Annotated in this window: 28 protein-coding genes; 13 read left to right on the top strand and 15 right to left on the bottom strand. The window is 72.7% G+C overall.

Translation table 11 applies throughout. From position 1 onward, the window contains the following. Positions 1 to 85: 85 nt before the first annotated feature. The 3 genes from ACIPWA_RS06020 to ACIPWA_RS06030 form a co-directional block, all read right to left on the bottom strand. Entirely contained in the window at positions 86 to 691 is a 606-nt protein-coding gene (locus ACIPWA_RS06020) for a CE1759 family FMN reductase (protein WP_400288789.1), read from the bottom strand. Continuing rightward, positions 688 to 1,194 carry a MarR family winged helix-turn-helix transcriptional regulator gene (locus tag ACIPWA_RS06025; RefSeq protein WP_056645854.1) on the bottom strand — a complete coding sequence of 169 codons (507 nt, stop codon included), beginning with the start codon at positions 1,192 to 1,194 and terminating at the stop codon, positions 688 to 690. Before ACIPWA_RS06025 ends, ACIPWA_RS06020 begins: the two co-directional genes overlap by 4 nt. Positions 1,195 to 1,362: 168 nt before the next feature. Continuing rightward, the gene (locus ACIPWA_RS06030) at positions 1,363 to 2,124 is read right to left on the bottom strand and encodes an isoprenyl transferase (RefSeq protein ID WP_400288791.1); all 762 of its coding nucleotides are present in this window, start codon (positions 2,122 to 2,124) and stop codon (positions 1,363 to 1,365) included. 412 nt (positions 2,125 to 2,536) lie between these two features. Here ACIPWA_RS06030 and trhA point away from each other — a divergent pair, with 412 nt between their 5' ends. Both trhA and ACIPWA_RS06040 read left to right on the top strand, forming a co-directional pair. Continuing rightward, positions 2,537 to 3,211, top strand: a complete 675-nt coding sequence (gene trhA, locus ACIPWA_RS06035; RefSeq protein WP_400289647.1) for a PAQR family membrane homeostasis protein TrhA — start codon at positions 2,537 to 2,539, stop codon at positions 3,209 to 3,211. A gap of 162 nt (positions 3,212 to 3,373) precedes the next feature. Continuing rightward, entirely contained in the window at positions 3,374 to 3,688 is a 315-nt protein-coding gene (locus ACIPWA_RS06040) for a hypothetical protein (RefSeq protein WP_400288792.1), read from the top strand. A gap of 69 nt (positions 3,689 to 3,757) precedes the next feature. Here the strand turns inward: ACIPWA_RS06040 and ACIPWA_RS06045 are convergent, their stop codons facing one another. Genes ACIPWA_RS06045 through mca form a run of 3 tightly spaced genes read right to left on the bottom strand, consistent with a single transcriptional unit; the run spans position 3,758 to position 6,049 of the window. Beyond that, a complete protein-coding gene (locus tag ACIPWA_RS06045) occupies positions 3,758 to 4,741 on the bottom strand; it encodes a carbon-nitrogen hydrolase family protein (RefSeq protein ID WP_400288794.1) in 984 nt (327 codons plus the stop codon). Between the two features lies 1 nt (position 4,742). Continuing rightward, the gene (locus ACIPWA_RS06050) at positions 4,743 to 5,183 is read right to left on the bottom strand and encodes a hypothetical protein (RefSeq protein ID WP_400288797.1); all 441 of its coding nucleotides are present in this window, start codon (positions 5,181 to 5,183) and stop codon (positions 4,743 to 4,745) included. Next, positions 5,180 to 6,049 carry a mycothiol conjugate amidase Mca gene (gene mca / locus ACIPWA_RS06055; protein WP_400289649.1) on the bottom strand — a complete coding sequence of 290 codons (870 nt, stop codon included), beginning with the start codon at positions 6,047 to 6,049 and terminating at the stop codon, positions 5,180 to 5,182. The genes ACIPWA_RS06050 and mca overlap by 4 nt, the downstream gene beginning before the upstream one ends. A gap of 166 nt (positions 6,050 to 6,215) precedes the next feature. Here mca and ACIPWA_RS06060 point away from each other — a divergent pair, with 166 nt between their 5' ends. From ACIPWA_RS06060 to ACIPWA_RS06070, 3 genes are all read left to right on the top strand, one after another. Continuing rightward, a complete protein-coding gene (locus ACIPWA_RS06060) occupies positions 6,216 to 6,707 on the top strand; it encodes a DUF4307 domain-containing protein (protein WP_083201190.1) in 492 nt (163 codons plus the stop codon). A 460-nt stretch (positions 6,708 to 7,167) separates the two neighbouring features. Further along, entirely contained in the window at positions 7,168 to 7,650 is a 483-nt protein-coding gene (gene greA / locus ACIPWA_RS06065) for a transcription elongation factor GreA (protein ID WP_056645841.1), read from the top strand. Between the two features lie 298 nt (positions 7,651 to 7,948). Further along, positions 7,949 to 8,932 carry a DUF559 domain-containing protein gene (locus ACIPWA_RS06070; protein WP_400288802.1) on the top strand — a complete coding sequence of 328 codons (984 nt, stop codon included), beginning with the start codon at positions 7,949 to 7,951 and terminating at the stop codon, positions 8,930 to 8,932. A 305-nt stretch (positions 8,933 to 9,237) separates the two neighbouring features. Here the strand turns inward: ACIPWA_RS06070 and ilvA are convergent, their stop codons facing one another. From ilvA to ACIPWA_RS06085, 3 genes are read right to left on the bottom strand one after another with little or no spacing between them, the layout of a single operon-like run. Next, positions 9,238 to 10,404: a threonine ammonia-lyase gene (gene ilvA, locus ACIPWA_RS06075; RefSeq protein WP_400289650.1), complete on the bottom strand. Its 1,167-nt coding sequence runs from the start codon at positions 10,402 to 10,404 to the stop codon at positions 9,238 to 9,240. 50 nt (positions 10,405 to 10,454) lie between these two features. Next, entirely contained in the window at positions 10,455 to 11,837 is a 1,383-nt protein-coding gene (locus tag ACIPWA_RS06080) for an AI-2E family transporter (RefSeq protein WP_400288804.1), read from the bottom strand. Continuing rightward, positions 11,834 to 13,066, bottom strand: a complete 1,233-nt coding sequence (locus tag ACIPWA_RS06085) for a cystathionine gamma-synthase (RefSeq protein WP_400288806.1) — start codon at positions 13,064 to 13,066, stop codon at positions 11,834 to 11,836. The genes ACIPWA_RS06080 and ACIPWA_RS06085 overlap by 4 nt, the downstream gene beginning before the upstream one ends. A 164-nt stretch (positions 13,067 to 13,230) precedes the next feature. Here ACIPWA_RS06085 and msrA point away from each other — a divergent pair, with 164 nt between their 5' ends. Next, positions 13,231 to 13,893, top strand: a complete 663-nt coding sequence (gene msrA, locus ACIPWA_RS06090; RefSeq protein WP_056645828.1) for a peptide-methionine (S)-S-oxide reductase MsrA — start codon at positions 13,231 to 13,233, stop codon at positions 13,891 to 13,893. Positions 13,894 to 14,015: 122 nt separating this feature from the next. Here msrA and ACIPWA_RS06095 read toward each other — a convergent pair whose 3' ends face one another. Together ACIPWA_RS06095 and ACIPWA_RS06100 are read right to left on the bottom strand one after the other, a co-directional pair. Beyond that, a complete protein-coding gene (locus ACIPWA_RS06095) occupies positions 14,016 to 14,933 on the bottom strand; it encodes a glycoside hydrolase family 19 protein (RefSeq protein WP_400288808.1) in 918 nt (305 codons plus the stop codon). 197 nt (positions 14,934 to 15,130) lie between these two features. After that, complete coding sequence (locus ACIPWA_RS06100) at positions 15,131 to 15,910, bottom strand: phosphatase PAP2 family protein (protein WP_400288810.1); 780 nt, start codon at positions 15,908 to 15,910, stop codon at positions 15,131 to 15,133. A gap of 126 nt (positions 15,911 to 16,036) precedes the next feature. Here ACIPWA_RS06100 and ACIPWA_RS06105 point away from each other — a divergent pair, with 126 nt between their 5' ends. Continuing rightward, on the top strand, positions 16,037 to 16,873 hold the full coding sequence (locus tag ACIPWA_RS06105; RefSeq protein WP_400288812.1) for a CPBP family glutamic-type intramembrane protease: 837 nt from the start codon (positions 16,037 to 16,039) through the stop codon (positions 16,871 to 16,873). A gap of 27 nt (positions 16,874 to 16,900) precedes the next feature. On the opposite strand, the gene ACIPWA_RS06110 is transcribed toward ACIPWA_RS06105, so the two are convergent. After that, complete coding sequence (locus tag ACIPWA_RS06110) at positions 16,901 to 17,830, bottom strand: LysR family substrate-binding domain-containing protein (RefSeq protein ID WP_400288814.1); 930 nt, start codon at positions 17,828 to 17,830, stop codon at positions 16,901 to 16,903. Between the two features lie 59 nt (positions 17,831 to 17,889). Here ACIPWA_RS06110 and ACIPWA_RS06115 point away from each other — a divergent pair, with 59 nt between their 5' ends. Beyond that, on the top strand, positions 17,890 to 18,324 hold the full coding sequence (locus ACIPWA_RS06115) for a DUF5997 family protein (protein WP_056645819.1): 435 nt from the start codon (positions 17,890 to 17,892) through the stop codon (positions 18,322 to 18,324). Between the two features lie 35 nt (positions 18,325 to 18,359). On the opposite strand, the gene ACIPWA_RS06120 is transcribed toward ACIPWA_RS06115, so the two are convergent. After that, positions 18,360 to 18,668 (bottom strand): Rdx family protein, encoded by a 309-nt coding sequence (locus tag ACIPWA_RS06120; RefSeq protein WP_400288818.1) that lies wholly within the window; start codon positions 18,666 to 18,668, stop codon positions 18,360 to 18,362. Positions 18,669 to 18,897: 229 nt separating this feature from the next. Then, on the bottom strand, positions 18,898 to 19,509 hold the full coding sequence (locus ACIPWA_RS06125) for a LysE/ArgO family amino acid transporter (protein ID WP_400288820.1): 612 nt from the start codon (positions 19,507 to 19,509) through the stop codon (positions 18,898 to 18,900). A 69-nt stretch (positions 19,510 to 19,578) separates the two neighbouring features. Between ACIPWA_RS06125 and ACIPWA_RS06130 the strand changes: the two genes are divergently transcribed. Beyond that, the gene (locus tag ACIPWA_RS06130; RefSeq protein WP_056764133.1) at positions 19,579 to 20,448 is read left to right on the top strand and encodes an ArgP/LysG family DNA-binding transcriptional regulator; all 870 of its coding nucleotides are present in this window, start codon (positions 19,579 to 19,581) and stop codon (positions 20,446 to 20,448) included. Between the two features lie 34 nt (positions 20,449 to 20,482). Next, positions 20,483 to 21,730, top strand: a complete 1,248-nt coding sequence (locus ACIPWA_RS06135; protein ID WP_400288822.1) for a class I SAM-dependent methyltransferase — start codon at positions 20,483 to 20,485, stop codon at positions 21,728 to 21,730. Between the two features lie 35 nt (positions 21,731 to 21,765). On the opposite strand, the gene ACIPWA_RS06140 is transcribed toward ACIPWA_RS06135, so the two are convergent. Further along, positions 21,766 to 22,170: an FKBP-type peptidyl-prolyl cis-trans isomerase gene (locus tag ACIPWA_RS06140; protein ID WP_056645814.1), complete on the bottom strand. Its 405-nt coding sequence runs from the start codon at positions 22,168 to 22,170 to the stop codon at positions 21,766 to 21,768. 181 nt (positions 22,171 to 22,351) lie between these two features. Here ACIPWA_RS06140 and ACIPWA_RS06145 point away from each other — a divergent pair, with 181 nt between their 5' ends. The 3 genes from ACIPWA_RS06145 (at position 22,352) to ACIPWA_RS06155 (ending at position 25,907) form a co-directional block, all read left to right on the top strand. Continuing rightward, the gene (locus tag ACIPWA_RS06145; protein ID WP_400288824.1) at positions 22,352 to 24,376 is read left to right on the top strand and encodes a glycoside hydrolase family 15 protein; all 2,025 of its coding nucleotides are present in this window, start codon (positions 22,352 to 22,354) and stop codon (positions 24,374 to 24,376) included. Between the two features lie 81 nt (positions 24,377 to 24,457). Next, positions 24,458 to 25,318 (top strand): alpha/beta fold hydrolase, encoded by an 861-nt coding sequence (locus ACIPWA_RS06150; protein ID WP_400288828.1) that lies wholly within the window; start codon positions 24,458 to 24,460, stop codon positions 25,316 to 25,318. Next, positions 25,311 to 25,907 carry a TetR/AcrR family transcriptional regulator gene (locus ACIPWA_RS06155; RefSeq protein WP_082848744.1) on the top strand — a complete coding sequence of 199 codons (597 nt, stop codon included), beginning with the start codon at positions 25,311 to 25,313 and terminating at the stop codon, positions 25,905 to 25,907. Before ACIPWA_RS06150 ends, ACIPWA_RS06155 begins: the two co-directional genes overlap by 8 nt. The last annotated feature ends 13 nt before the right edge of the window (positions 25,908 to 25,920 follow it).

Raw genomic sequence — 25,920 nt, forward strand, 5'->3', positions numbered from 1 at the left:
CGGTGAGAGGCCGTGCGGGGACAGATGGGGTAAATGTCCGGCCGGGCCGTGGGACGCCTGCGGGCGCCGCGGCCCGGTCAGGCCGTCACTGCGCGGCAGGCAGGTCCGCGAACCGCACGAGCTGACCCACGGCGCGCTCGGCGCGCTCGTCGAGCCACGGCATGGGGAAGAGCTCGATCGTCCAGTCCTCCTTGGACGCGAACACGCCCGTGGGCACGATCAGGTCGCCCATGAAGGAGAAGAGGGGGCGCAGCGCCTGGTCGATCACGAGGGTGTGACGGGCCGTGCCGCCCGTGGCCGCGAGCAGCACGGGCTTGTCGACCATCGCGAGCGAGTCGACGAGGTCGAAGAAGGACTTGAAGATCCCGGAGTAGGAGCCGCGGAACACGGGCGAGGCGACGACCAGAAGGTCGGCCTGCTCGACGGTCTTGAGCGCGAGCTCGAGCTCCTCGCTGCGCATGCCCACGACGGTCGCGGTCGCGACGTCCTGCGCGTGCTCGCGGATCTCGACGGTCCGGGCGTCGACCGCGACCCCCGCGGCCGTGAGGCGGGCGACGGTCTTGTCGAGCAGCAGGTCGGTCAGCGCGCGCGTGGTCGAGGGGAAGCTCACCCCGCCCGTGACGGCGACGACGCTCAGCGTCCGGGCCTCGGTCGGCTCCGCGGCGCTCCCCTCCTGGGGGCCCGCGCTCACGCCTCGCTCCCCTCGCGCGCGGGCAGGTGCTCCTGTGCACCCCGGAGCTTGTCGAGCAGTCCCTTGAGGGTCGCGAGCTCGTCGGCGTCGAGGGCCCCGCCCACGTAGGCGCTGATCGTGCGGACGTGCCTGCGCCCGATCTCCTTCTGGAGCCGCGCGCCCTCCGGGGTGAGCCGGACGATCGTGCCGCGTGCGTCGTCGGGCGCGGGGACGCGTTCCACGAGGCCGCGCTGCTCGAGGCGCTCTGCCATGCGGCTCAGCGAGGGCTGGCTGATGAGGACGAACTCGTTGAGGTCGCGCAGCCGGGTCCCGCCCTGGGGGCACGTGGAGAGCGTGAAGAGCACGTCGTACTCGCGCATGGTGAGCTCCTCCCAGATGTCGTCGGCCTGGAAGCGGCGCATGAGGGCGACCTGGGTGCGGAAGAGCGACTCCCAGGTCTCGGCGGCCTCGCGCGTGGTGGCTCGGTCGTGGACGGCGGGGAGGGCGGTGGTGGGGCTTGGCATGCGTCTCTCGATCCTGCGGGGTGCACCGGCCCGACGGCGCCGCTCGCCTCGTCGGCGCACGTCACCCGGGTAGATGCGTTCGTATGAACTCGAGCGGTACAACCGGCGGGGCGAGAGGTGTATTCCGGACCGTCAGGACGGCACGGGCGGGCGCTCCGCCCCGGAGGCCTACCTGCCGAGCCGGCGCTCGCGCTGCGAGTACGACCGCAGGGCACGCAGGTAGTCGACCCGGCGGAAGCTGGGCCAGTACGCCTCGCAGAAGTAGAACTCGGCGTGCGCGCTCTGCCACAGCAGGAACCCGCCGAGCCGCTGCTCGCCCGAGGTGCGGATCACGAGCTCGGGGTCCGGCTGCCCCTTGGTGTAGAGGTGCTCCTCGATGTGCTCGACGTCGAGATTCTCCGCCAGGTCCTCGAGGGACGCGCCGCGGTCGGCCTGCTCCCGCAGGTAGGACCGGACGGCGTCCGCGATCTCGTGGCGACCGCCGTAGCCGATCGCGACGTTGACCTGGAGGCCGTCGACCCCCGCGGTGCGCTCCTCGGCGTCACGCAGCGCCGTCGCGAGACGCTCGGGGAGCAGGTCGAGGCGGCCCATGACGCGCAGGCGCCAGCGGCCGGTCTCGGCGAGGTCGCGCACGGCGTCCTCGATGATGTCGAGCAGCGCACTGAGCTCCTCGTGCGAGCGCGAGAGGTTGTCCGTGGACAGCATCCAGAGCGTGACGACCTCGATGCCGAGGTCCTCGCTCCAGGTGAGGAACTCGGCGATCTTGTCGGCGCCGCGCCGGTGGCCTGTCGCGGCGGTCTCGCCGAACGACTTGGCCCAGCGCCGGTTGCCGTCGAGGATCACTCCGACGTGCCGGGGCATCGCCTCGCGCGGCAGCGAGGTCGCCAGTCGTCGCTCGTACAGCCCGTAGAGCAGGTGGGGCATGCGCACGTGAGGTCCTTAGCGGTATGAAGGGAGTGGAGCGACGGGGGCCGACGCGGCCGGGGCGCTCCCGCGACGAGCACGAGGGGCACGAGCCGCGCGGCCGCAGGTCACGATCGAGCAGGTCGCCCGCCAAACGGTACCGGAGGCAACAGTCGAAATGTCCAGACGCCCGCGCTACGGTGCGCCTTTGCGCAGGATCTTCACAGTCCGCGGCTGCTACCTACGGTGACGTAACTTACGATGGCGTAGGTTGTTTCCTGAGCCGTTCACGTCGACTCACGTGCAGTCCCCCGGGTCAGGGACACCCCGCTCCCTGGCCCGACGCAGAACGAGTAGGAGTCTCTCCGTGGCACGACCCTCCGAGCGCCCGTCCGCAGGCGACGCCGTCGAGAACACGCTGGCGTCGACAGGCGAAGCCCTGTCGAGCATCGGCGAGAAGGCCGCCGACGCTCTCGATGCGGTCAAGCCCCGGCTGCGCGGCTGGATCCATGCCGGCACCTTCCCTGTGGCCCTCGTCGCGAGCATCGTCCTGGTGGTCCTCGCTCCCCCGGTCGCGGGCAAGGTCGCGTGCGCGATCTTCGGCCTGAGCGCCTGCCTGCTGTTCGGCACGAGCGCCGTCTACCACCGTGGGACCTGGTCCCCCCGGGTCGCGGGGATCCTGCGCCGAGCCGACCACTCGAACATCTTCCTCATCATCGCGGGCACGTACACGCCGCTCGCGGTGCTGCTCCTGCCGAAGCAGACCGCGACGGTCCTGCTGATCATCGTGTGGTCCGGGGCGCTGCTCGGGCTCGCGGCGCGCATCATCTGGCTCGGCGCACCGCGGTGGGTCTACGTCCCGATCTATGTCGCGCTCGGCTGGGTCGCGGTCGGCTACATGCCGCAGTTCTGGACCACGCCAGGTGGCCCCGCGATCGTGTGGCTCGTCGCGATCGGCGGGCTCGCCTACACGCTGGGCGCCGTGGTCTACGGCCTCAAGCGCCCCAACCCGAGCCCCCGGTGGTTCGGGTTCCACGAGATCTTCCACGTCCTGACGGTCGTGGGCTTCGGGTGCCACTACGCGGCGATCATGATCGCCGCGCTCAACGCCTAGCCGCCCAGAGAAGGACACCGGGGGCGACGCCCACTCACAAGAATCGCGCTGACGCCCTCGTCCGCAGTGGGCCCGCGGGTCCTGCCTTCGGCCGCTCCCGGGGTGGGCTGACGATCACCTGGCTTCGCGGCCGAGCCGACGCACCTGCCGCATCATGTGAGGATGCGCGAAGACATGCAGGTGTGGAGAAGCACGATCAAGAACGTCCTCGAACTGCTCAACGAACTGGACCCGTACGGCCTCACCCCTGGACAACCCGACGGCGCGCCACAAGACGAGTACGACCTCGAGGCGAAGCCCATCGCTCAGCGGCTGATCAACGACGGCGTCATCACGAACGCGCAGGTCGATGCGATCTGGCTCAAGTGGTTCGCCGAGCCACTCAACGAGGTGATCGGCAAGGAAGCAACCGAGCGATTCGTCGACAACCTCAACAGCTTGCCCACGCCGAAGACCCCATCAGGAGACATGTCCTAGGGGTAGATCTCGGGACGCCGGGTGCGGGGTGTCCGCCGCCGATCAAGTCGATCGACGGCGGCGCCGCGTTCACCGCGTCGGGTGCGGCTCGTTTGCAGGGCCGGGCACCGGCACGACGGCGTAGCGCCGGTTCGTGAGAGACGGGTTCGTCCGGCGCACCCCGGCCAGGGCCTCGGGGTCGATGTCGGCGGTACGCAGGCCCGCTCGCTCGTCGAGCTCGAGCCCCACCTGACCATCGGGTCCCACGAGCAGCGACCGTCCAGTCACGCCCTTCCCGGCCTGCCCGACGGCGAGCACGACCGACGTGTTCTCGATCGCCCGGGCGCGGGCCAGGGTGCGCCAGTGATCGGCCTTGAGATCGCCCGCGGCCCATGCGGCCGGGACCACCAGGACGTCTGCGCCCGCGTCGACCAGGCGACGGGCCGCCTCGGGGAAGCGCAGGTCGTAGCAGGTCATGACGCCGAACGTCAGGCCGCCGACCGTGAGGACCGTCGGCGGCGCGTCGGCAGGTCCCGGCTCCAGGCGGTCCGACTCGCGGTGCCCGAACGCGTCGTACAGGTGCACCTTGCGGTAGACGCCCGACAGCCGACCGTGCGCGTCGATCGCGACGACCGCGTTGACGGCTCGGGTGGGGCGGTCAGGTGCCGCTGCGGCCGGGGTGCTCACCGGTGCGCCGCCCGAGCCCTCCTGCGAGGCTGCGCCGTCGGAGGACGTCGAGCCGCGCGAGGTGGGCCCACCGCCCTGCTCGTCCGAGCCACCCAGCGGTGACAGGGAGCCCGGGATCGTCGTGCCCGCGATCACCGCGACCCCGGTCTCGCTCGCCCAACGCTGGAGCGTCGTGACGAACGGGCCGTCGAGAGGCTCGGCGTGCTCGATCCCCACACCCCGAGGGTCGAACCCCGAGGCGTACTCGGGGAGCACCAGGAGATCGGCGTGCAACCGTTCTGCCTCGGCGAACGCCGAGCGCACCACCAGCAGGTTCGCCGCATGGTCGTTCGAGACCTCGATCTGGGCGATCGTGACCCGGACCGGACCGTGCGGCGTCTGCGTCATGTCAGTCGCCGCCGCCGCCGGAGTCGCCGCCGCTCGATCCCGAGTCGCTGCTGCTCCCGGAGTCGCTCGATCCCGCGTCGTCGCGGCTGGAGCCGGCGTCCGACAGGCCGTCCCGACGGTCCGGGTCAGCGGCCGTGCCGGCCGTTCCCGTCGCTGCGGCCCCGCCCGATGACGCAGCCCCGGCGCCGCGCTCGTCGTAGCGGACCTTGCGCAGCTGCTTGGTCAGCGAGAGGAACAGGACCACGCACGCGAGGGCCACCGCGAAGATCGTGAGGAAGCCCGGGAGGCCGGGCGACACGTCGGTCGGCTCGAGCCCCGGACGGAGCTCGTCGGTCGTCGGCGCGGGAGACGGCGTCGTCTCGGCAGTCACCCCCGCCGCCCAACCGGGGCCTCCGGCCAGGTGGGACGAAAGATCGACCGCGAGCTGCGGCGTCGGGCTCATACGAGACCTTCCTCGGTGCGGATGCCGGCGAACAGGTCGTCCTCCGGAAGCGTGGTGGGGACGCGCGACTCGGCGAGCTCGAACTCCTCGAAGGGCCACACGTCGGCCTCGAGGTCCCGCGGGATCGCGAAGAAGAAGCCCTCGGGGTCGATCTGCGTCGCGTGCGCGATGAGCGCCGCGTCGCGCTGCGGGAAGTACGGGGCGACCTCGACGCGCGTCGTGACCTCACGCTCGGGGATCTCGCGGGCGGCCCGCGACTCGACCCAGTCGCTGAAGGGCGACTCGAGCCCTGCGTCCACCACGGCCTCGTGGATCGTGCGGATGCGGTTCATCGAGAAGTCGTGGTTGTAGTACAGCTTGGCGGGCTCCCACGCGGGCGCCCCTCCCTCGACCTGGTAGCGCTCCGGGTCGCCTGCTGCGTGGAACGCCTCGAACGCGACCTTGTGGCACATGATGTGGTCCGGGTGCGGGTAGCCGCCGCTCGGGTCGTACGTCGTGATGACGTGCGGGCGGAACTCGCGGACCAGCTCGACGAGCGGCGCCGCAGCCTCGTCGAGCGGCACGAGCGCGAAGCAGCCCTCGGGCAGCGGGGGCAACGGGTCGCCCTCGGGCAGCCCCGAGTCGACGAAGCCCAGCCAGCGGTGGCTCACGCCGAGCGCCTTGGCCGCTGCGGCCATCTCCGCACGCCGCAGCTCGGCCATGCCCTCCGCGGTCGCGGGGAGCTCGCCGAAGCTCGGGTTGAGCACGTCGCCGCGCTCGCCGCCCGTGCAGCTCACGACGAGGACCTCGACGCCCTCGGCGGCGTAGCGGGCCGACGTCGCAGCCCCCTTGCTCGACTCGTCGTCGGGGTGCGCGTGGACGGCCATGAGGCGCAGCGGTGCGCGGTCGACCGTCCCGGGCGCCGATCCTGCGGTCTGGCGCGCCGTCGATTCGGTCACAGGTCCTCCTGGGGGTACTTCGCGGTGAAGAAGTTCAGAGACAATGATGACTCACGAGCAGGTAGTCCACCCAACCCTTGGACGTCGATCGACCATGACGAACAGCACGCCCCCGCTGGGAACTTCCCCGAACCCCGGGCCAGACGCCCTCGACGAGGACGAGAACCCGATCGGCCTCGTGCCGCGCAGCGAGGGCCCCCGGCCCCCGGCAGGACGCTACGGGCCCGAGCCCACGCCCCTGCGACGCCGCCTGGCGATCGCGGGCATCGTCGCCGCCGCGCTCGTCGGGATCGCCGTCACGGTCTGGATCGGCCTGGGGCAGGCCGCCACGCCCGTGCGCTACGACGACTTCGGCTTCAAGGTCGTCAGCTCCGAGCAGATCGACGTGACGTTCCAGGTCTCCATGAAGCCCGGCACGCAGGCCGAGTGCACGATCGACGCGCTCGCCGACAGCTACGCCCAGGTCGGGACCGTCAAGGTGGTCGTCGGCCCGAGCGACAAGCTCGAAGGCCGGTACACCGTGAGCGTGGCCACGTCCGAGCTCGCCACGACCGGGATCGTCGAGAGCTGCGTCGCGCTGCCCTGACGCCAGGTGCGCTGTGGGCCCTACGTCGGGGTGAGACCAGGGGTGGTCGACGTGGCCCGGCGTCCGGCGTAGAGACTGCGACCGCGTGCTGGGCACGGCGCCAAGAGCCGGCTGCACGAGCTCCTGGCGGCCGCTCCGTGAGCAGTGCAAGGATGGGACCGCGGGCGGTGCCGCCCGCAACGGTTCGGAGGCGTCCCACGACGGGTCGCGGGGCAGACCACGGAGGTCTGCGGGGGCAGAGAACGGTGTGATGCAGCGGACATTTGGTATCCTGAGGGATTCACGCTGCCCCAGAAGCTTCAGGACCAGCGAAACCCGCCACGCGGCACCGGCCACCGGTCGGTGCCACCACCACGGGCAGGCAGCGGAGTCGCTCTCACCCGCACCCACTGCCTCCCCCCTGTGCGGCCACGTCTACAGACGACGGCCGCCGGAACGCAAGGAAAGGAAGGAGCGAACCGTGACCGAGACCAGCGTCACCTGGCTGACCCAGGAGGCACACGACAGGCTTCAGGCCGAGTTGGCTCACCTGTCCGGTGCTGGCCGCACCGACATCGCCGAGCGCATCGCCGCCGCCCGCGACGAGGGCGACCTCAAGGAGAACGGCGGATACCACGCCGCCCGCGAGGAGCAGGCCAAGAACGAGGCGCGCATCCGCGAACTCACCGCGAAGCTGCGCAACGTGCAGATCGGCACGCCCCCGGACGACGGCAAGGTCGAGCCCGGCATGGTCGTGACCGCGAACGTGGCCGGCGAGGAGATGTCCTTCCTGCTCGGCTCGCGCGAGATCGCCGGCGGCACGGACATCCGGGTCTACTCCCCCACGTCCCCGATGGGCGCCGCGATCAACGGCACCTCGATCGGCGACAAGGTCTCCTACACGGCTCCCAACGGGAACGAGATCGCGGTCGAGATCCTCGCCGCCAAGCCGTTCGAGGCCTGACCTCGCTGCACACCGGCGTCGCCGCTCCGGCCGGAGCAGGCTCGACGCACCCCTGACGGCCCGGGAACCGCAACGGTTCCCGGGCCGTCGTGCGTCCGGGGCATGGGGCGCGGCTCGCGGCGTGCGTCCGGGGCGCCCAGCGAGATGCGGCTAGCGGGGGTCATCTCGGCAGTTCGACCCCCGTTGGCCGCATCTCGATCCCAGGGACGGGCCCTGGCCACCCCTCGCGGCCTGGCCCGTCATCCACAGGAACCACGACCGGCCCCACGAGGACGCCCGGATCTGCGAGCCTCTCCCCGTGCCGTCTGCCCTCGTCCCGCTCCCGCCCACCCCGTTCCTCGTGGCCGACGCCTACGCGGCCGGGTGCACGCGCGACCAGCTTCGCCACCCCGCGCTGCACGCGCCGGTGCGCGGGGTACGCATGGCGGCCAGTTCCGCCGACGACCTCGAAGCACTCTGCCGAGCCGTCGCGCTGACCTTCCGGGACGGGGACACGTTCTCGCACCTCACGGCGGCCGCTCTCCTGGGACTGCCTCTGCCCGCGCACCATCGACCGCTCGAGAGGTTGCACGTCTCCAGCCGCGCTGGGCTACGACCGCGCGAGGCGGCGCTGATCGTCGGGCACTCCGGGGCGATCGCCCGGCATTCCTTCCGACAGCGACAGCTTCCCGTGACCGTCCCGGCACGTACGTGGCTCGACCTCGGGAGCATGACGGGTACCGGCACAGGGACCCTCCTGACAGTCGAGGACCTCGTCGTCCTGACCGACGCGGTCCTCGGTCTGCGCCACCCGGCCACCACGCGCCTCCAGCTGGAGAGCGCACTGTCCTGGTTCGTGAGGGGCCGAGGGCGGCAGACCCTGCGGACTGCGCTCGCCGCTGCCCGGTCGTTCGTCGACTCCCCGATGGAGACGCGGGTCCGGCTCCAGCTGGTCGCATCAGGCTTCCCGTGCCCGGTGGTCGGGGCAGACCTGCTCGCCGAGGACCAGTGGGTCGCGCGTCCCGACATGTGCTGGCCGCAGGCGCGCATCGCGATCGAGTACGACGGCGCACACCACTACTCGTCCCAGCATCAGATGAGCAGCGACGTCGCCCGGCGCGAGAACATGGAGCGGCTCGGCTGGCGGGTGATCGTCCTCTACTCGCAAGACGTGCTCACGGCGTGGGAAGTGACCTGCGGGCGGCTGATCACCGCGTTCGAGGACCAGGGCGTGGACCTCCGCCGGCTCGCCGACGCTCCCGACACCCCGGTGAGCGCCCGTGTCGTCGTCGCTCGACGCTGACCGGCCCCGGCCCCGGCTCCGGGCCTGGCTCCGGGGCCGGCCCGGCCCCACGCCCACGCCGCCGGAGAGCGCAGGCGCCAGCGCACGGCCGCCACCCGCGAGATGCGGCCAACGGGGGCCGTCTCAGCGATTCAACCCCCCTTGGCCGCATCTCGGCGTCAGGTCAGCCCAGCCCCCAGCGAGCGCAAGAGCGCCGGCCCGACTCAGCGAGTCAGGCCCCCTCAGCCCGCAGCAGGGCCGCGACACCACGGCGCCAGCTCACCTCAGCCCGTCCAGCCCGGCGCCCACGAGCAGCGCGGCCCACCTCAGCCCGCCAGGACCCGGTACCCCGCGCCCCTCAGCTGCGCGACGAGCGCCTCGCAGTGCTCCTGCCCCTTGGTCTCGACCTGCATGCGCACCCACGCCTCACCGATCGCGAGGTGCACGTCGGTGCGGTCGTGGTCGATGTGCATGATCGAGCCACCGACCCCCGCGATGACGTCGAGCATCTGCGCGAGCGCCCCCGGCCGGTCGTCGAGCAGGACCTGCATCTGCATGTACCGGCCCGCGGCCGCGAGCCCGTGCCGCAGCACGCGCAGCAGCACCAGCGGGTCGATGTTCCCGCCGGACAGGATCACCACGACCGGGCCTTCCCACCCGGTCGGGTCGGCCAGCAGCGCGGCCACCCCGGCGGCTCCCGCGGGCTCGACGACGAGCTTGGCCCGCTCGGTGATCATCAGCAGCGCCCGGGACAGCTCGTCCTCGGTCACCGTGCGGACCTCGGAGCCGAGCTCGGACACGATCGAGAACGGCACGGGGCCCGGGGTGCCCACCGCGATGCCGTCGGCCATGGTCGAGCGGGCGAGCGACGTCGTCGGGACCCCGGCCGCGAGCGACCCCGGGTACGCCGCCGCGCGCGCTGCCTGGACCCCCACGACCTTGACGTGGGGCGCGGCCTCGGCCATGGCCGCCGCGACACCCGCGACGAGCCCGCCGCCGCCGAGCGGCATGACGACCGTACGGACGTCGGGCACCTGCTCGAGGATCTCGAGCGCGAGCGTGCCCTGGCCCGCGACCACGTCCGGGTGGTCGAACGGGTGGATGAACACGGCGCCCGTGCGCTCGGCCTCGGCCTTGGCCGCCGCGAGCGTCTCGTCGACGTCGACGCCGACCAGGCGCACCTCGGCCCCGTACTCGCGCGTCGCGGCGACCTTCGGCAGCGCGGCGTCGACGGGCATGTAGACGACCGCCTGGATGCCGAGCAGCCCCGCCGCGAACGCGACGCCCTGGGCGTGGTTGCCGGCGCTCGCCGCGACGACGCCGCGCGCCTTCTCCTCGGCCGTGAGCCGGGCCATGCGGATGAACGCCCCGCGGATCTTGAACGATCCGGCGCGCTGGAGGTTCTCGCACTTGAGCAGCACGGGCACGCCCACGACCTGGCTGATCGCGCGGCTCGTCTGGACGGGGGTCCGGTAGGCGACGCCGTCGAGCATGCGGGCCGCGTCGCGGATGCTGTCGAGCGTCACGGCGGGTCGGGCGAGGGTCACGCGTCCTCGCCCGTGCTCGTCCCAGGGCCCGACGGCGCCGCGCGCCCGGGGCGGGCACGCCGTCGACCCGCGGGGGTCGAGGAGGCCGGGACCATCTCGTCGTCCGCGAGGTCGGCCTCGGCGCGACGGATCATGACCGGGAGCACGGGCTCGCCCCGGATGACGAGGGTGTCGTCGGTCCCCAGGTCGGGGAACTTGTCGTGCCCGTTGAAGTACAGGACCACGGTGTTGATCAGGGCAGCGAGCGGCACCGCGAACAGCGCGCCGACGATGCCTGCGGCGAACCCGCCGGCCGCGACCACGAGGAGCACCGCGACGGGGTGCAGCGAGACCGCGTGCCCCATGAGGAACGGCTGGAGAGCGTGGCTCTCGATCTGCTGGACCGCGAGCACGATGCCCAGCATGATGAGCGCCGCGACCCACCCGTTCGCGACCAGCACGACCAGCACGGCGACCGCGCCCGTCACCACCGCGCCCACGATCGGGATGAACGAGCCGACGAACACGAGGATGCCGAGCGGCAGGGCCAGGGACGGCACGAAGAACGCCGCACCGACACCGATACCGACCGCATCGACGAGCGCCACGAGGATCTGGGTGCGGGCGTAGGCGGACAGCGTGACGATGCCGCGGCGTCCGGCCTGGTGGATCGTGTCGCGCGAGCGCGCCGGGAACAGCCCCACGCACCAGGACCAGATGGTCCGTCCGTCGAGCAGGAAGAAGAACGTGCAGAACAGCGCGATCACGGCCCCCGCGGCCACGTGACCGACCGTCGTGGCCGCGCCCAGCGCGCCCGACACGATGCTGTCCTGGCTCGAGGCGATGAACCCCTCGAGCTCCTTGAGGTACCCGTTGATCTGCTCGACGCCGAGCCCGAACGGACCCGACTCCAACCAGCTCATGAACTCGTTGAAGCCGTCGATCGCCTTGTCCTTGAGCTCGGCGATACCGCTCACGATCGTGCTGCCGGCGACGGTGACGAGCCCTGCGACGACCACGAGCATGCCGAGGAGCGCCGAGATCGAGGCCAGCCCGCGCGAGAAGCGCAGGTGTCGCTGGAGGAAGCCGCGGACGGGCGTGAGCAGGACCGTGAGGAGCAGCGCGATCGCGACCGGGACGACGATCACCTTGAAGAGCCCCGTGACGTAGAGGCTCGCGGTGACGAGCGCGCCGATCAGGAGGAGTCTCCAGGACCAGGCCGCAGCGGTCTGGATCGACGGCGGGACGGCGTCCGCGCCGAACGGCTTGCCGCCGCGCGTGCCCTTGCCGGCGGAGGCCGTCGAGGACGCGACGGCCCCTGCCGTGGCGGGCGACGCCGTCGGGCGGGGGGTGCCGGCCTGCGCCTGGGCGGCGCGACGCTTGCGGGGTGCCGCGCTCACGCGAGCGCCCGCGCGAGGTCCGCGATCAGGTCGGCCGCGTCCTCGATGCCGACCGACAGGCGCACGAGGTCGTCGGGGACCTCGAGGGCCGACCCCGCGACCGACGCGTGCGTCATGCGAGCAGGGTGCTCGATCAGGGACTCGACCCCGCCGAGAGACTCCGCGAGCGTGAACACCTGGGTGTGGGCGCAGACCTCGAGCGCCTTCTCCTCGCTCCCTGCGCGGAACGAGACCATGCCGCCGAAACCGCGCATCTGCCGCGTCGCGAGCTCGTGACCCGGGTGTGAGGCCAGCCCCGGGTAGATGACCTGAGTCACCGCGGGGTGCGACTCGAGGAACTCGGCCACGGCCGCGGCGTTGGCCGCGTGCCGGTCCATGCGGACCGCGAGCGTCTTGAGACCGCGCAGCGTGAGCCACGCGTCGAACGGCCCCGCGACCGCGCCCGAGGAGTTCTGGTGGAAGCCGACCGCGTCGGCCAGGCTGCGGGTCCCCGCGGGCGAGACGAGATCGCTGGGGAGCTCGGCCCCGTCAGCCACGACGAGCGCTCCCCCGACGACGTCGCTGTGCCCGCCGATGTACTTGGTCGTGGAGTGCACCACGACGTCCGCGCCCAGGCCGATGGGTTGCTGCAGGTAGGGCGTCGCGAACGTGTTGTCGACCACGAGGGTCGCGCCGTGCTCGTGCGCGATCTCCGCGAGGGCGGCGATGTCGCTGACCCCGAGCAGCGGGTTCGTGGGCGTCTCGACCCACAGGACCTTGGTGCGGCCGGGCTGGACCGCAGCCCGCACGGCGTCGAGGTCGGTGAGGTCGACCGCGGTGTGCTCGATCCCCCACGGGCCGAAGACCCGGGCGACCAGGCGGTACGTGCCGCCGTAGGCGTCGTCGGGCACCAGGACGTGGTCGCCCGGGCGCAGCGTCGCCCGCAGGAGCGTGTCCTCCGCGGCGAGGCCCGAGGCGAACGCGAAGCCGCGCGCCTGCGCAGCCCCGGCAGGCGTCTCGACGGCGCCGAGCGCCTCCTCGAGCGCGGTGCGGGTCGGGTTCGCGGACCGGGAGTACTCGTACCCCCCGCGCAGACCGCCGACGCCGTCCTGCTTGTAGGTGGAGACCTGGTAGATCGGGGGCACGACGGCCCCCGTCGTCGCGTCCGGGTCCTGTCCCGCATGGATGGCGCGGGTCGCGAAGCCGGTGCTCGACCAGTCGGGGTGGGAGGGAGTGCTCGCGCTGCTCATCCTGTGAGCCTACGTGCCCCGAGGGCGCGCGTTCCTGCGGAACACGACGGTTCTCGGAGAGCGGACGTGTGCATTTCACCCGCGCCCTCGTGGCGGGAGGGTTCCGGGGAACAGCCGACGGCGACGAGGTGTTGCCCAGGTGTCGGCAACAGGTGGAGGTAAAGATGTTCGAGTCGTTGTTCGGGTCCTCGATGAAGACCCAGATGGTCGCGCCCGAGAAGGCGCTCGCCGGGCGGGACCAGCCCGTGCTCCCCGCAGCCCGCCCGCACACGGTCCTCGGGACCTCGATCACGGGTCCCTGGCCCGAGGGCACACGCGTGCTGTACCTCGCGATGGGCTGTTTCTGGGGAGCCGAGGAGATCTTCTGGCAGGTGCCGGGCGTGATCTCGACGGCCGTCGGCTACATGGGCGGCACCACGCCGAACCCCACGTACGAGGAGGTCTGCACCGCACGCACGGGGCACACCGAGACCGCGCTCGTCGCGTACGACCCGTCGGTCGTGAGCGAGGAGGAGCTGCTCAAGATCTTCTGGGAGCGCCACGACCCCACGCAGGGCTACCGGCAGGGCAACGACGTCGGCACCCAGTACCGCTCGGCGGTCTACTGGACGACGCCCGAGCAGGAGGCCGCGGTCCGCGAGACCGAGGCCCGCTACCAGAAGGTGCTGACCGCACGCGGGCTCGACCCCATCACCACGGAGGTCGCGCCGGCCGAGGGCCGCACGTTCTACTACGCCGAGGACTACCACCAGCAGTACCTCGACAAGAACCCCAACGGGTACCGCTGCCACGCGACGACGGGGATCCCGTTCCCCGACGCGGCGTGACGCTGGGCTGAGCAGCCTCGCCGAGAGTGAGGAGGTGCCCCTGATCCGGTCGGATCAGGGGCATCTCCTCACTTCTCGGCAGGCTGACCCTGCGGGTCCGGGGCGAGCCGCCCCTCAGCCGCTCAGCACGTCAGGCCCGAGCCCGGCGCGACGCCCAGGATCGCGGTGATCTTCTGGTAGCGGTCGACCCTGCTCTGGACCGACGCCGGGTTGCCCCCGTTGCACTCGAGCGCCCCGTTGAGCGAGTTGATCGTCTGACCGAAGCCCGCACCACCGACCATCGCCTCGTGCGACGTCATGACGCCCGGGCCGTTCTGCGTGTTCCAGTACCAGAGCGCGGTCTGCCACGCGATCGACGGGTCCTGCTCGACGAGCCACGGATTGTTCAGCAGGTCGATCCCGAGCGCGTCGCCGGCCGCCTTGTAGTTGAAGTTCCAGCTGAACATGATCGGCCCGCGACCGTAGTAGGCCTCCTGGCCCGCCGGGCACCCGAACGACTGCGAGTAGTCGCACTTGATCCAGTAGTTCGCGGTGTTGATCTCCTTGACGTACCGCAGGCCGACCGACTCGAAGTCGGCATGGGTCAGGAACGCCGCCGCCTCCTGGGTCTTCATGGTGTCGGTCCCGGTGTTCGCGAACCTCGGGTACGCGGCCAGGGCGTCGACGAGCCCCTGGTAGGTGTAGAACGCGTCGCGCTTCGGGAAGATCGCGTCGAACTCGGCCTCGCTGATCACGAAGTCGGACTCGAGGCCCGTGCACGCCCCGGCGTCGGTCCACACGCTCGTCGCGCCCGGGCTCTCGCGCTGCGTCCACCACTTCGCGACGAAGTTGCGGCCGTGGTGCGAGGCGGTCGCGCCACCCTGATAGGCCGTGGTCTCGCTCCAGGCGCCGGCGCACGTGCTCGCGGGTGCCGTCGTCTCGGTGACGACCGCGAGCGGCGCTGCGGCCGGTGCGGTGGTCGCGGCTCCTGGTGCGGCCGCTGCCGTCGCGACGACCGCGCTCACGAGTCCTGCGGCCACGATCGCGACGCCTCGGCGCACACCAGAGACAGTTCTTGTGCCGAACATCCAAGCCCCCATTTATTGCTCATCGTTGAACACTTCACAGCGACATCTCGCCGCGGTGACAAGGTAGCGACGCGGACAAATGTCAGCAACTCGAACAAACCGACCAATCGACAGGTTTCGGCGCGTCCACGCGAGGGGTCAGGTCGCCCTCGTCGCCCTGCACGTCACCGTCAGCCCCGCCGCACGTCGGCCTCGCCACGAACCCCCGGCGCCAGCACCAGCCGGCACACCACCTCGTTGCGGCACAGCACCCCGAGCCCCGCCGCCCCCGGCCTCCGCAGCGCCAGGACGACCGCCACGACGACGCACACACCGACCGTCGCGCCGGCGACGACGTCGTGCGGGAAGTGGACACCCTGCACCAGGCGCGCCGCGCCCGTGACGACCGCGAGGAGCACGGGCGCGACGACCATGGCCCGGTGCGGCGGGAGGCGACGCGCGCGGCGGAACCGGAGCGCCGTCGTCGTGCCGAACAGGGCGTCCGCGGCTCCCCCGCGGGCCCGACCCGTCGCGAGCGCCGTGAGGACCACCGAGGTCGCGAGCGCGAACGCGATGGTCGTGTGGTTGCTCGGGAACGACCAGTCCCCCGCCTCGGGGCAGTGCGCGATCTCGATGAGGTCCCAGCAGCCGCGGGGCTGCTGGACGACGGTCTTGGCGACCTCGGACGTCACGTACGCGAGCACGGCCCCCGCGCCGCCGACGACCGCGGTCGCGACGGCCACGAGCCCCGCCCCGCGCGCCTGCCAGGCCGCGAGCAGCCACAGCAGGGCCAGGACGATCACGCCGACCTCGGCGACCAGCTCGACCCCGGGCAGGTCCGCGGTCCGGGCCGTGACCGCGAGGTAGAGGTCGGTGCTGGGTCCGCGCAGGAGCAGCAGCGACGGCACGATCACAGCGGCCGCGAGCAGCCAGAGCAGGGCCAGGAGGAGAGGCGATCTGGGGGACTTCACCCCGGAATGGTACGGAGGTGAACAGGGGATGAACATCCGCCCACGGTCGGACCCGGCGACCTCCCGGCAACCCTCGCGCGGCCCACACCCCGCCTTCACGAGCACAGCCGTGGCATCGTGGGGCGCGTGACCGCAGCCCGCAGCGCCGCCCCTCCCGAGACGGCCCTGCGCGTCGCCTGGCGGCTCCTCGCCGCGGCGCTCGTGTGCGGGTCGGCGGTCCTCCTGTTCGCGGTGCACGTGCGGCCGCTCGGGTACGTCCCGCTCGTCGCGGGCGTGGTGCTGGGACTCCTGGTCGACCGGCGGCTCGGGCGCGACCTGCTGCTGATCGCGCTCGGCATGGGCATCATCAGCACCATCCCGCTCGCGGCGGACCTGAGCGACGCCGGGATCGCGCGCTTCGCCGTGGTGCTCTCGCTCGCGGTGCTGGTCCCGTGGGCCGTCTCGCGCTACGTCTACCGCGACGACGCGATCCGGTTCCCCGTGCGCACGGGCAGGCGCTGGAACCGGACGCAGATCGTGTACCTGCTCGTCGTCCTGGTCGCGGGCTACCTGATCCTGCCCGCGTACTTCATCGGGTCGGGCTCCTACCAGAACTGGCCGCCGATCGAGACGCCGCAGGAGATCGCGCGGCTCTTCGTGGGCGTCAACGCCGTGGGGATCTGGGACGAGCTGTTCTTCGTGTGCGTCGTGTTCGCGCTGCTGCGCCGCCACTTCGCGCTGTGGCCCGCGAACCTCCTGCAGGCGACGGTCTTCGTGTCGTTCCTGTGGGAGCTGGGCTACCGCAGCTGGGGTCCGCTCCTGACGATCCCGTTCGCGCTGGTCCAGGGCTGGATCTTCGCGCGCACCAAGTCGCTGACCTACGTGGTGTGCGTGCACCTGCTGTTCGACGCGATCGTGTTCGCGGTGCTGGTGCACGCGCACCACCCGGAGCTGTTCGACGTGTTCGTCACGGGCGGGCGCTGAGCCGCCTGTGCGCGGGGCGCGGCGACGTCAGCGCCCCTTCTTGCGCCCCTTCATCGACTGCGACTTGCCGAGGCGCTTGGCGACAGACTTGCCGGACTTCTTGCCGCCGCTCGGGGCCTGCTTGGCGCCGCTGCGTGCGGCGGCGCTCGTGGCCCGGGCCCCCTTGGCACCTGCGCCGCTCTTGCTGCCCGACGACGAACGCCCGTCCTTCTTCTTGCTCACCTCGGGCGTGGGGGGCGTCGGGCCGGCCACGCCTCGCGAGCTGTTCGCGGTGCGGCCGCGCACGATGCCGATGAACTCCTCGACGAGGTCCGTCTTGTCCTCGGTGACCCAGCCCAGCGCGACCGGCGCCTCGGGGCCGTCGCCGAGCGGCCGGTACGTCAGGTCCTTGCGGTGGTGCAGCCGCGCGAGGGACTGCGGCACGACGAGCAGCCCGATCCCCGCGGCGACCAGCTCGATCGCGTCGGCAGTCGTGGCGGGCCGCTCGCGCGCGGGCTTGCCGGGCAGCGCGGGCCGGTCGTCGTCCGCGGCAGCGCCGTCGGGGCCCTCGGCCCAGCCCAGCACGTCGTCGAGCGGGTGCAGCAGCACCTCGTCGGCGAGGTCGGCCACGGTGAGCGCTTCGTCACTCTCGAGCGCCGCGAAGACGTGGTCGCGCGGCACGACGACGACGGGCACCTCGGTGTACATCGCGATGTGGCTCAGGTCCTCGCTGCGCACGGGGCGACGCAGGATCGCGACGTCCGCTCCGCCGTCGAGCAGGAGGGCCTCGACCTGCGCGGACGGCACCGCGAGCGCCTCGAGGCGCACGTCGGGGACCCGGTCGATCCACGTCCGCACCCACTTGGACGGGGTGACGCCGGGGACGTAGGCCACGCGGAAGCCGAGGGCCTGCGCGTCGGATACGTCCTCGGCCGGTTGCTCGGCCTCGTGCTCGGCGCTGCGCGCAGTCTCTTCCACCCGACAACACTAGCCGCCCCGGGACGAGGAACCGCGGCCGGGACCGATACCCTGGGACCATGAGCACCCCGCACTCCTCCCAGACCATGAAGCCCGCTACCGCGGCGAAGAAGCTCGGGGTGTACCTTCCCGCCACTCCCCAGGAGTTCCAGGAGGGGACCATCACGCGCGGCCAGCTCGAGGAGCTGGAGACCAACCCGCCCGAGTGGCTCGTCGAGCTCCGCCGCAACGGACCCCACCCGCGACCCGTCGTCGCCGGTCGCCTGAACGTCTCGATCGCGGGTCTGGCCCGCGGCGGCGTCGAGGAAGCACTGACCACCGAGCAGATCAACGAGCTCCGTGAGGACCCGCCGGCGTGGCTCGAGCGCGAGCGCACCGTCCAGGCCGAGGTCCGCGCCGAGGAGGAGCGCATCAAGGAGCGCGACCTCAAGAAGGCCAAGAAGGTCGCGCGCGCGAACCGCGAGGCCGAGCACAAGGCCGCGGCGGGCGAGTGACGCCTCGCGTCGTCTGAGCGGCCCGGAGGCAGCGGCTAGGAGGCGCCCCCGGCGCGGTCGGTGTGACCGAGCGTGAGGCCGGGGGCCACGCGGTCGCGCACGATCCGCTTGAGCACCGGGACCTCGGGGAAGCCCTTCTTCTCCTTGCGGTCCCACACCAGCTCGTCACCCACGTGGATCTGGAAGATCCCGCCCGTGCCGGGCACCAGCGCCACCTCGGTGAGCCGGGTCCCGAACGTCGTCAGCAGCTCCTGCGCGAGCCACGCCGCGCGCAGCATCCAGCTGCACTGCGTGCAGTAGGTGATGGCCACGCGGGCCGGGGTCTCGGTGCTCTGTTCGTCCACGCGCCCAGCGTGCCAGACGGCGGGGCCCGCCGGGGCCGCGTACCCATCGGCAATGCCCGAGCACGACCTTGCGCGCACTCGAGCACGAGGTCGCGGTCGCCACACCCGTCATAGCGACCGCAACCTCGTGCTCGGCACCGATGCGACAGTGCCGCGGCCGGCCCCCCTGTGCAGAACACCGGAGAGGGCCGCTGTCGTGCCGGGAAGCCCCGACTCCCTGCTCGACCAGCTACCGCACCACGAGCACGACCGCGAGCACGGCCATGACGAGCGCGATCCCGCCGTCGAGCACGCGCCACGCGACGGGTCGTGCGAAGACCGGGGCGAGCACTCGCGCCCCGAATCCCAGCGTCGTGAACCACAGGATGCTCGCGATCCCCGCCCCGGCCCCGAAGACCCAGCGCCCGCTCTCCCCGTACGCGGCCGCGAGCGAGCCGAGCAGCAGGACCGTGTCGAGGTAGACGTGCGGGTTGAGCCACGTCAGGGCGAGCGCGGTCCCGACGGCGGCACCCACCGACATCCGCAGCCCACCTCCGGCCGCATCGAGGGTCGCGGGACGCAGCGCGCGCCGGGCGGCCTGCACCGCCAGGACGAGCAGGAACGCGGCCCCGCCCCAGCGCACGACCGCGAGCAGCACGGGTGCGTTCGAGACGAGCACTCCCAAGCCTGCGACGCCTGCCGCGACGAGCACCAGGTCCGACAGCGCGCACACCAGGACCACGGGCAGGACGTGCTCGCGCCGCAGCCCCTGCCGGAGCACGAACGCGTTCTGCGACCCGATCGCGACGATCAGGGACAGTCCGGTGCCGAGGCCGGCGAGCAGGGGCGCGAGGGTGGTCACGCCCTCCACGGTAGGTACGGCCCGAGGTTCAGTACAGCGAATGTTCCTGCAGAACCTTAAGATCTGCTCATGGTGGACCTCCAGCCCGACCAGCTCCGGACGCTCGACGCGATCGCGACCACGGGCACGTTCGAGGCCGCCGCGCAGCACCTCGGCGTGACCCCGTCCGCGATCAGCCAGCGCATGCGTGCGCTCGAGGCCGCCGTGGGCCAGGTGCTGGTGCGCCGGGGCCGGCCCGCGACGCTCACGGCGCCCGGCGAGGTGCTCGTGCGCCACGCGCGCCGGCTCGCGCTCCAGCACTCCGAGGTCCTGGCCGAGCTGGACCTGACCTCGGGCAGCACCCCGGAGATCACGCTCGTCATCACGGGCGACGCCCTGACGACCTGGGCCCTGCCCGTGCTCGCCGAGGCCTCGTCCTGGGCCCGGCTGGAGATCCTGCGCGAGGACCAGGACCACTCGATCGACCTCCTGCGGGACGGCACGGCCGTCGCCACGATCACGTCGGTCGCCGCTGCCGTGCCCGGCTGCCGCTCGACGCCGTTGGGCCGGATGCGCTACCGCCCGTTCGCGAGCCCCGCGTTCGTCGAGCGCTGGTTCCCCGACGGTCCCACGACCGCCGCGCTCGCTGCGGCGCCCGTCCTGGTGTTCGACCGCAAGGACGACCTCCAGGACCGCTACCTGCGCGGTCGTGCGGGCGGCCCACGCCACCACGTCCCGGCCTCGCACGAGTTCCTGCGGGCGGTCGAGCTCGGCATGGGCTGGGGCATGCTGCCCGACCTCCAGAGCCAGGAGGCGGAGGCTGCAGGCCGGCTCGTGGGGTTCGACGACGCCGCGAGCCTGACCGTGCCGCAGTACTGGCAGCAGTGGCGCCTGCACTCCCCGACGCTCGACCGGGTCGCGGCGGCGGTCCGCGAGGCCGCGGCCGCCCACCTGCGCTGACGCCGGGCAGGTCGGGGCAGGGCAGACTTGTCCTGTGCCCTCCCCCACCTCCGACCACCCCGTCACGCCCAGTACACCCGAGCGCCCCGAGTCCGCGCGCGACCAGGCCGCCCTCGACGGGCTCCTCGCGGGGCTCGAGCGCTTCGCGTCCGACGACGGCCCGGGTCTCCCGCGCGGCGGCACGGCAGACCCCACGCTCGTGGCGGTCGACGCGACCGACCGGCTGCTGCTCGACGAGGCCGCGAGCGCCCTGGCCGCGACCGGCCCCGGGGAGGTCGTCGTGATCGACGACCGGTTCGGGGCCCTGACCCTGGGTGCCGTGGTGGCGCACGGGCTCTCGGGCGTCCGGGTCCACCAGGACGCCCTCACGAGCGAGATCGCCCTGGACCACAATGCCCAGGAAGCGTCGCGCGGCGCGTTCCCCGGCCTGGACGCCACGTTCACCCATCTCCCGCTCGGTGAGGACCTGCTGCGGGGGGCACGCGTCGTCGTGCTCCAGCTCCCGCGCTCGCTCGCCGCCCTGCGCGACGTCGCGGAGCACGTGGCGCGGTACGCCGCCCCGGACGTGGTCCTGCTCGCGGGGGGCCGCCTCAAGCACATGACCCCGGCCATGAACGACGTGCTGGCGGAGTCCTTCACGGACGTGCGGGCGAGCCTCGCGCGGCAGAAGTCGCGCGTCCTGGTGGCCCGCGGGCCCCGGCCCTCCGTCGACCTCACGTATCCCGTGACCGCGCACCTGGGCGAGCTCGACCTGGACGTGGTCGCGTACGGCGCGGCGTTCGCGGGCGCGAGCCTCGACATCGGCACGCGCTACCTGCTGGGTTTCCTCGACCAGGTCTCGCCCGGTGCGACCGATGCCGTCGACCTGGGCTGCGGCACGGGCATCCTCGCGGTCTCGTTCGCGCGCTCGCGCCCGGACGCCCTGGTCGTGGCGACCGACCAGTCGGAGGCCGCGGTGCGCTCGGCCCGCGCCACGGCAGAGGCCGACGGCGTGGGCGAGCGGCTGCGCGTGGTGCGCGACGACGTGGGTTCCTCGCTCGCGGACCGCAGCGCCGACGTCGTGCTGTGCAACCCGCCCTTCCACCAGGGCGCGGCCCTGAGCACGGGCGTCGCGCACCGCATGTTCGCGGCCGCGGGGCGCGTGCTGCGCCCGGGTGGCGAGCTGTGGACGGTCTACAACTCGCACCTGCGCTACCGCCCCGCGCTCGAGCGCGCGGTCGGCCCCACGACGCAGGCGGGCCGGGGCCCCAAGTTCACGGTGACGCGCAGCGTCGCCCGGTGAGGACCTGAGGGCCCCGGCCCGTCAGTCGCGAGGAGTCACTGGACCCCGACGACGTCCACCACGAAGACCAGCGTGTCCGTGCCGCCGATGCCCGCCTGGGGGACGCCGCGCATGCCGTAGCCGTGCTCCGGCGGGATCGAGAGCAGGACGCGCGAGCCGACGTTCTGGCCCACGAGGCCCTTGTCCCAGCCGCCGATGACCGCGCCGGTCCCGATGGGGAACGAGATGGTCTGGCCGCGGTCGTACGAAGTGTCGAAGATGTCGCCGTCCCAGACCTGACCCAGGTAGTTCACGACGATGGTGCGACCCGCGGTGACGACGGGGCCGCTGCCCTCCTCGAGGACCTGGACCTGGAGGCCGGCGGGTGCGCCGCCCTCGGGGAACGTCAGGACGGGCTTGTCGCCGAACGTGCCGGACGCGGTGGGGAGCTGCGTGCTCATGGTGCTACCTCTCGGTGGGAGTCAGGGTTTCGGGGACAAGCCTAAGCGTCGCGCCGCCGGGAGCCCCGGCTCGCTTGTCCCGCGTGCCCGACGCCGGAGCGCACCGCACGCTCCTGGGTGCGCTCCGCCGTCGGGCACCGCTCCACCTGACAACTGCCGCCCCGAGGCGCACGCTGGCTGCATGAACGCTCCGCGTGCCGATCGCGAGACCACCCAGGACGCCGCCCCGCTCGCCCCGGCGGACTCGGCCCGGCCCGTGGACGCGGGCGACGGGCTCGACTCGCCCGTGACGCACGCGGGCGGCGCCCAGGTGCCGAGCGGGCGGCGCTCGGCGTACCCCGGGATCGCGGAGTACGCGTTCCTGTCCGACTGCGAGTGCAACGCGCTCGTGGCCCCGAGCGGCGCGATCGAGTGGATGTGCGTGCCGCGCCCCGACGCGCCCAGCATCTTCGCGGCGGTGCTCGACCGGGGGGCGGGCTCGTTCCGCGTGGGGCCGTACGGCGCGCGCGTGCCTGCGGCCCGGCGCTACGTGCCGGGCACGCTCGTGCTCGAGACGACGTGGCAGACGCCCACGGGCTGGCTCGTCGTGCGCGACGCGATGCTCATGGGGCCGTGGCACAACGTCGACGAACGCTCACGGACGCACCGGCGCACGCCCACGGACTGCGACGCCGAGCACATGCTGCTGCGCACCATCGTGTGCGTCAACGGGACCGTGGACGTCGAGGTCGTGTGCGAGCCGCTCCCGGACTACGGGCGCGAGCCCGCGCGGTGGGAGTACGAGGGGCCCACGTACAGCACGCTCGTGACCCGCTCGGCGCACGCCTCGACCCCCGACCTGCGCCTGAGCGGCAGCCTGCGGCTCGGCGTCGAGGACCGTCGCGCGCAGGGCCGCACGCGCATGAGCGCGGGCGAGACCGCGTACGTCACGCTGTCGTGGTCCGACCGTCCCACCCCCACGACCTGGCCCGAGGCCGCCGACGCCCTGGGCCGCACCGAGCAGTACTGGCGCGACTGGATCACGCAGGGCGTCTTCCCCGACCACCCGTGGCGCTCGTACCTCCAGCGCAGCGCGCTCACGCTCAAGGGGCTCACGTACGCCCCGACCGGGGCGCTGCTCGCCGCCGCGACCACGTCCCTGCCCGAGGCGCCCCAGGGCGAGCGGAACTGGGACTACCGCTACGCGTGGGTCCGCGACTCGACGTTCGCACTGTGGGGCCTGTACACGCTGGGCCTCGACCGCGAGGCCGACGACTTCTTCGCGTTCGTGCACGACGTCTGCCGGGACGGGCGCGAGCTGCAGATCATGTACGGCGTGGGGGGCGAGACCGAGCTCACCGAGAGCACGCTCGACCACCTCGCGGGGTACGACGACGCCCGACCGGTGCGCGTCGGGAACGCCGCGTACGACCAGCAGCAGCACGACATGTGGGGGGCCGTGCTCGACTCGGTGTACCTGCACGCCAAGTCGCGCGAGCAGCTGCCCGAGTCCCTGTGGCCCGTCCTCAAGGCTCAGGTCGAGGAGGCCGCCGCGCACTGGCACGAGCCCGACCGCGGGCTGTGGGAGATCCGCGGCGAGCCCCAGCACTTCACGTCGTCGAAGGTCATGTGCTGGGTCGCGCTCGACCGCGGGGCGCGCCTGGCCCGGATGTACGACGAGCCCGACTACGCCGACCAGTGGCAGGCCGTGGCCGACGAGATCCGCGCCGACGTGCTCGAGCACGGAGTCGACGCGCGCGGGGTGCTCGTCCAGCGCTACGGCTCGGACACCCTGGACGCGTCGCTGCTGCTCGTCCCGCTCCTGCGGTTCCTGCCGTCCGACGACCCGCGCGTGGTCGCGACGGTCGACGCGATCGCGAGCGAGCTCACGGTCAACGGGCTCGTGCTGAGGTACCGCACCGACGAGACCGACGACGGGCTCTCGGGCGAGGAGGGGACGTTCACGATCTGCTCGTTCTGGCTCGTGTCGGCGCTCGTCGAGGTCGGGGAGCTCGACCGGGCGCGGGCGCTGTGCGAGCGGCTGCTGTCGTTCGCGAGCGAGCTCGACCTGTACGCCGAGGAGATCGACCCGCACTCGGGTCGTCACCTGGGGAACTTCCCGCAGGCGTTCACGCACCTCGCGCTCATCAACGCGGTCGTGCACGTGGTGCGGGCCGAGGAGCGGCGCGACGACGCGGGGCACTTCGAGGCGGCCCGCCGACGGTGACGGGCTCTCCTGCCGAGGGTGACGGACAGACCCACGTGCCCCTCTTGCACACCCTTGGCTAATGGTATTAGCCTATTCGCTATGAGCACTCACCAGACCGTGGAGTTCCTCCCCCGCCCCGAGGGGCGCATCGCGTACACCGTGACCGGCACGGGCCCGCTCGTGGTCGCCGTCCCCGGCATGGGCGACCTGCGCTCGACCTACCGCGACCTCGTGCCCCCGCTCGTGGCCGCGGGCTACCGCGTCGCCGTGACCGACCTGCGCGGCCACGGCGACAGCGACACGACCTTCCGCACGCACGGCGACGTCGTGACGGGCCAGGACCTCCTGGCGCTCGTCGAGCAGCTGGGCGGGCCTGCGGTACTGGTCGGGAGCTCGATGGGCGCCGGCGCCGCGACGTGGGCTGCCGCCGAGCGACCCGACGCCGTCGCGGGCCTCGTCCTCCTCGGCCCGTTCCTGCGGGACCCGGCCGTGAGCGCCGCCCGCGCCCGCGCGAACCGGTTGCTCTACCGCATCACCCTGGCCCGCCCCTGGGGCGCCGCCGCGTGGGCCGGCTTCTACTCGTCGCTGACCAAGGGGCGCAAGGCCCCGTGGCATGCCGAGCACGTGGCCGCGCTCCGCACCTCGATGCGCGAGCCCGGTCGTCTGCGCAGCTTCCGCGAGCTCGCGCTCGCCCTCACGCACGCACCGGTCGAGGCGCGGCTCCCCGAGGTCCACGCCCCCGCGATCGCGTTCATGGGGTCACTCGACCCCGACTTCTCGGACCAGGCCGCCGAGCTCGCGTGGATCCAGGAGTCGATCGGTGCGCAGGGCCACCTGGTGCCCGACGTCGGGCACTATCCGCAGCACCAGTCCCCCGACGTGGTCGCGCCCGCGACCCGCGCGTTCCTCGACGGCCTGCGCTCGTCCGCCGGTGCGCACGGCTGGGCCGCCCGTGGCTAGGGCGGGCCTGAGCCGCGAGGCGGTCACGGCCCTCGCGCTGCGGGTCGTGGACGACGGCGGCCCGCAAGGGTTCGCCGACCTCACCCTCGCGAAGGTCGCCGCGGCAGCCGGGGTCGCGACCCCGAGCCTCTACAAGCACGTCGGCTCTCTCGCGGACCTGCGGCGGTCGGTCGCCGTGGTCGCGGTCGACGACCTCACGCGCGCTGCGGCGGCAGCGACGATCGGCCGCTCGGGCCCGGACGCGCTCTCCGCGCTCGCGCACGCGATCCGCGGCTTCGCGCGCGAGCACCCGGGCAGGTACGCCGCGACGCAGGTCTCGCCCGACCTCGGCGCGCAGGCCGACGACCCGCTGTCGCTCGCGGGCGCCGAGTCCGTCGCGGTCGTCGCGGCAGTCCTGCGCGGGTTCGGCCTGCCGGAGGCCTCGACGGTCGACGCGATCCGCGCGGTGCGGTCGGCGGTCCACGGGTTCGTCTCGCTCGAGCTCCTGGGCGGGTTCGGCATGCCCGACGACGTCGACCACAGCTTCGAGGTCCTCGTCGGCCTGCTCGTGGTCGGGATCGCGGACCTCGCCCGCCCCGCCACGTCCTGACACGACCGCCGTC

The sequence above is a fragment of the Oerskovia enterophila genome (assembly GCF_044748475.1).
Classification (GTDB): Bacteria; Actinomycetota; Actinomycetes; order Actinomycetales; family Cellulomonadaceae; genus Oerskovia; species Oerskovia enterophila.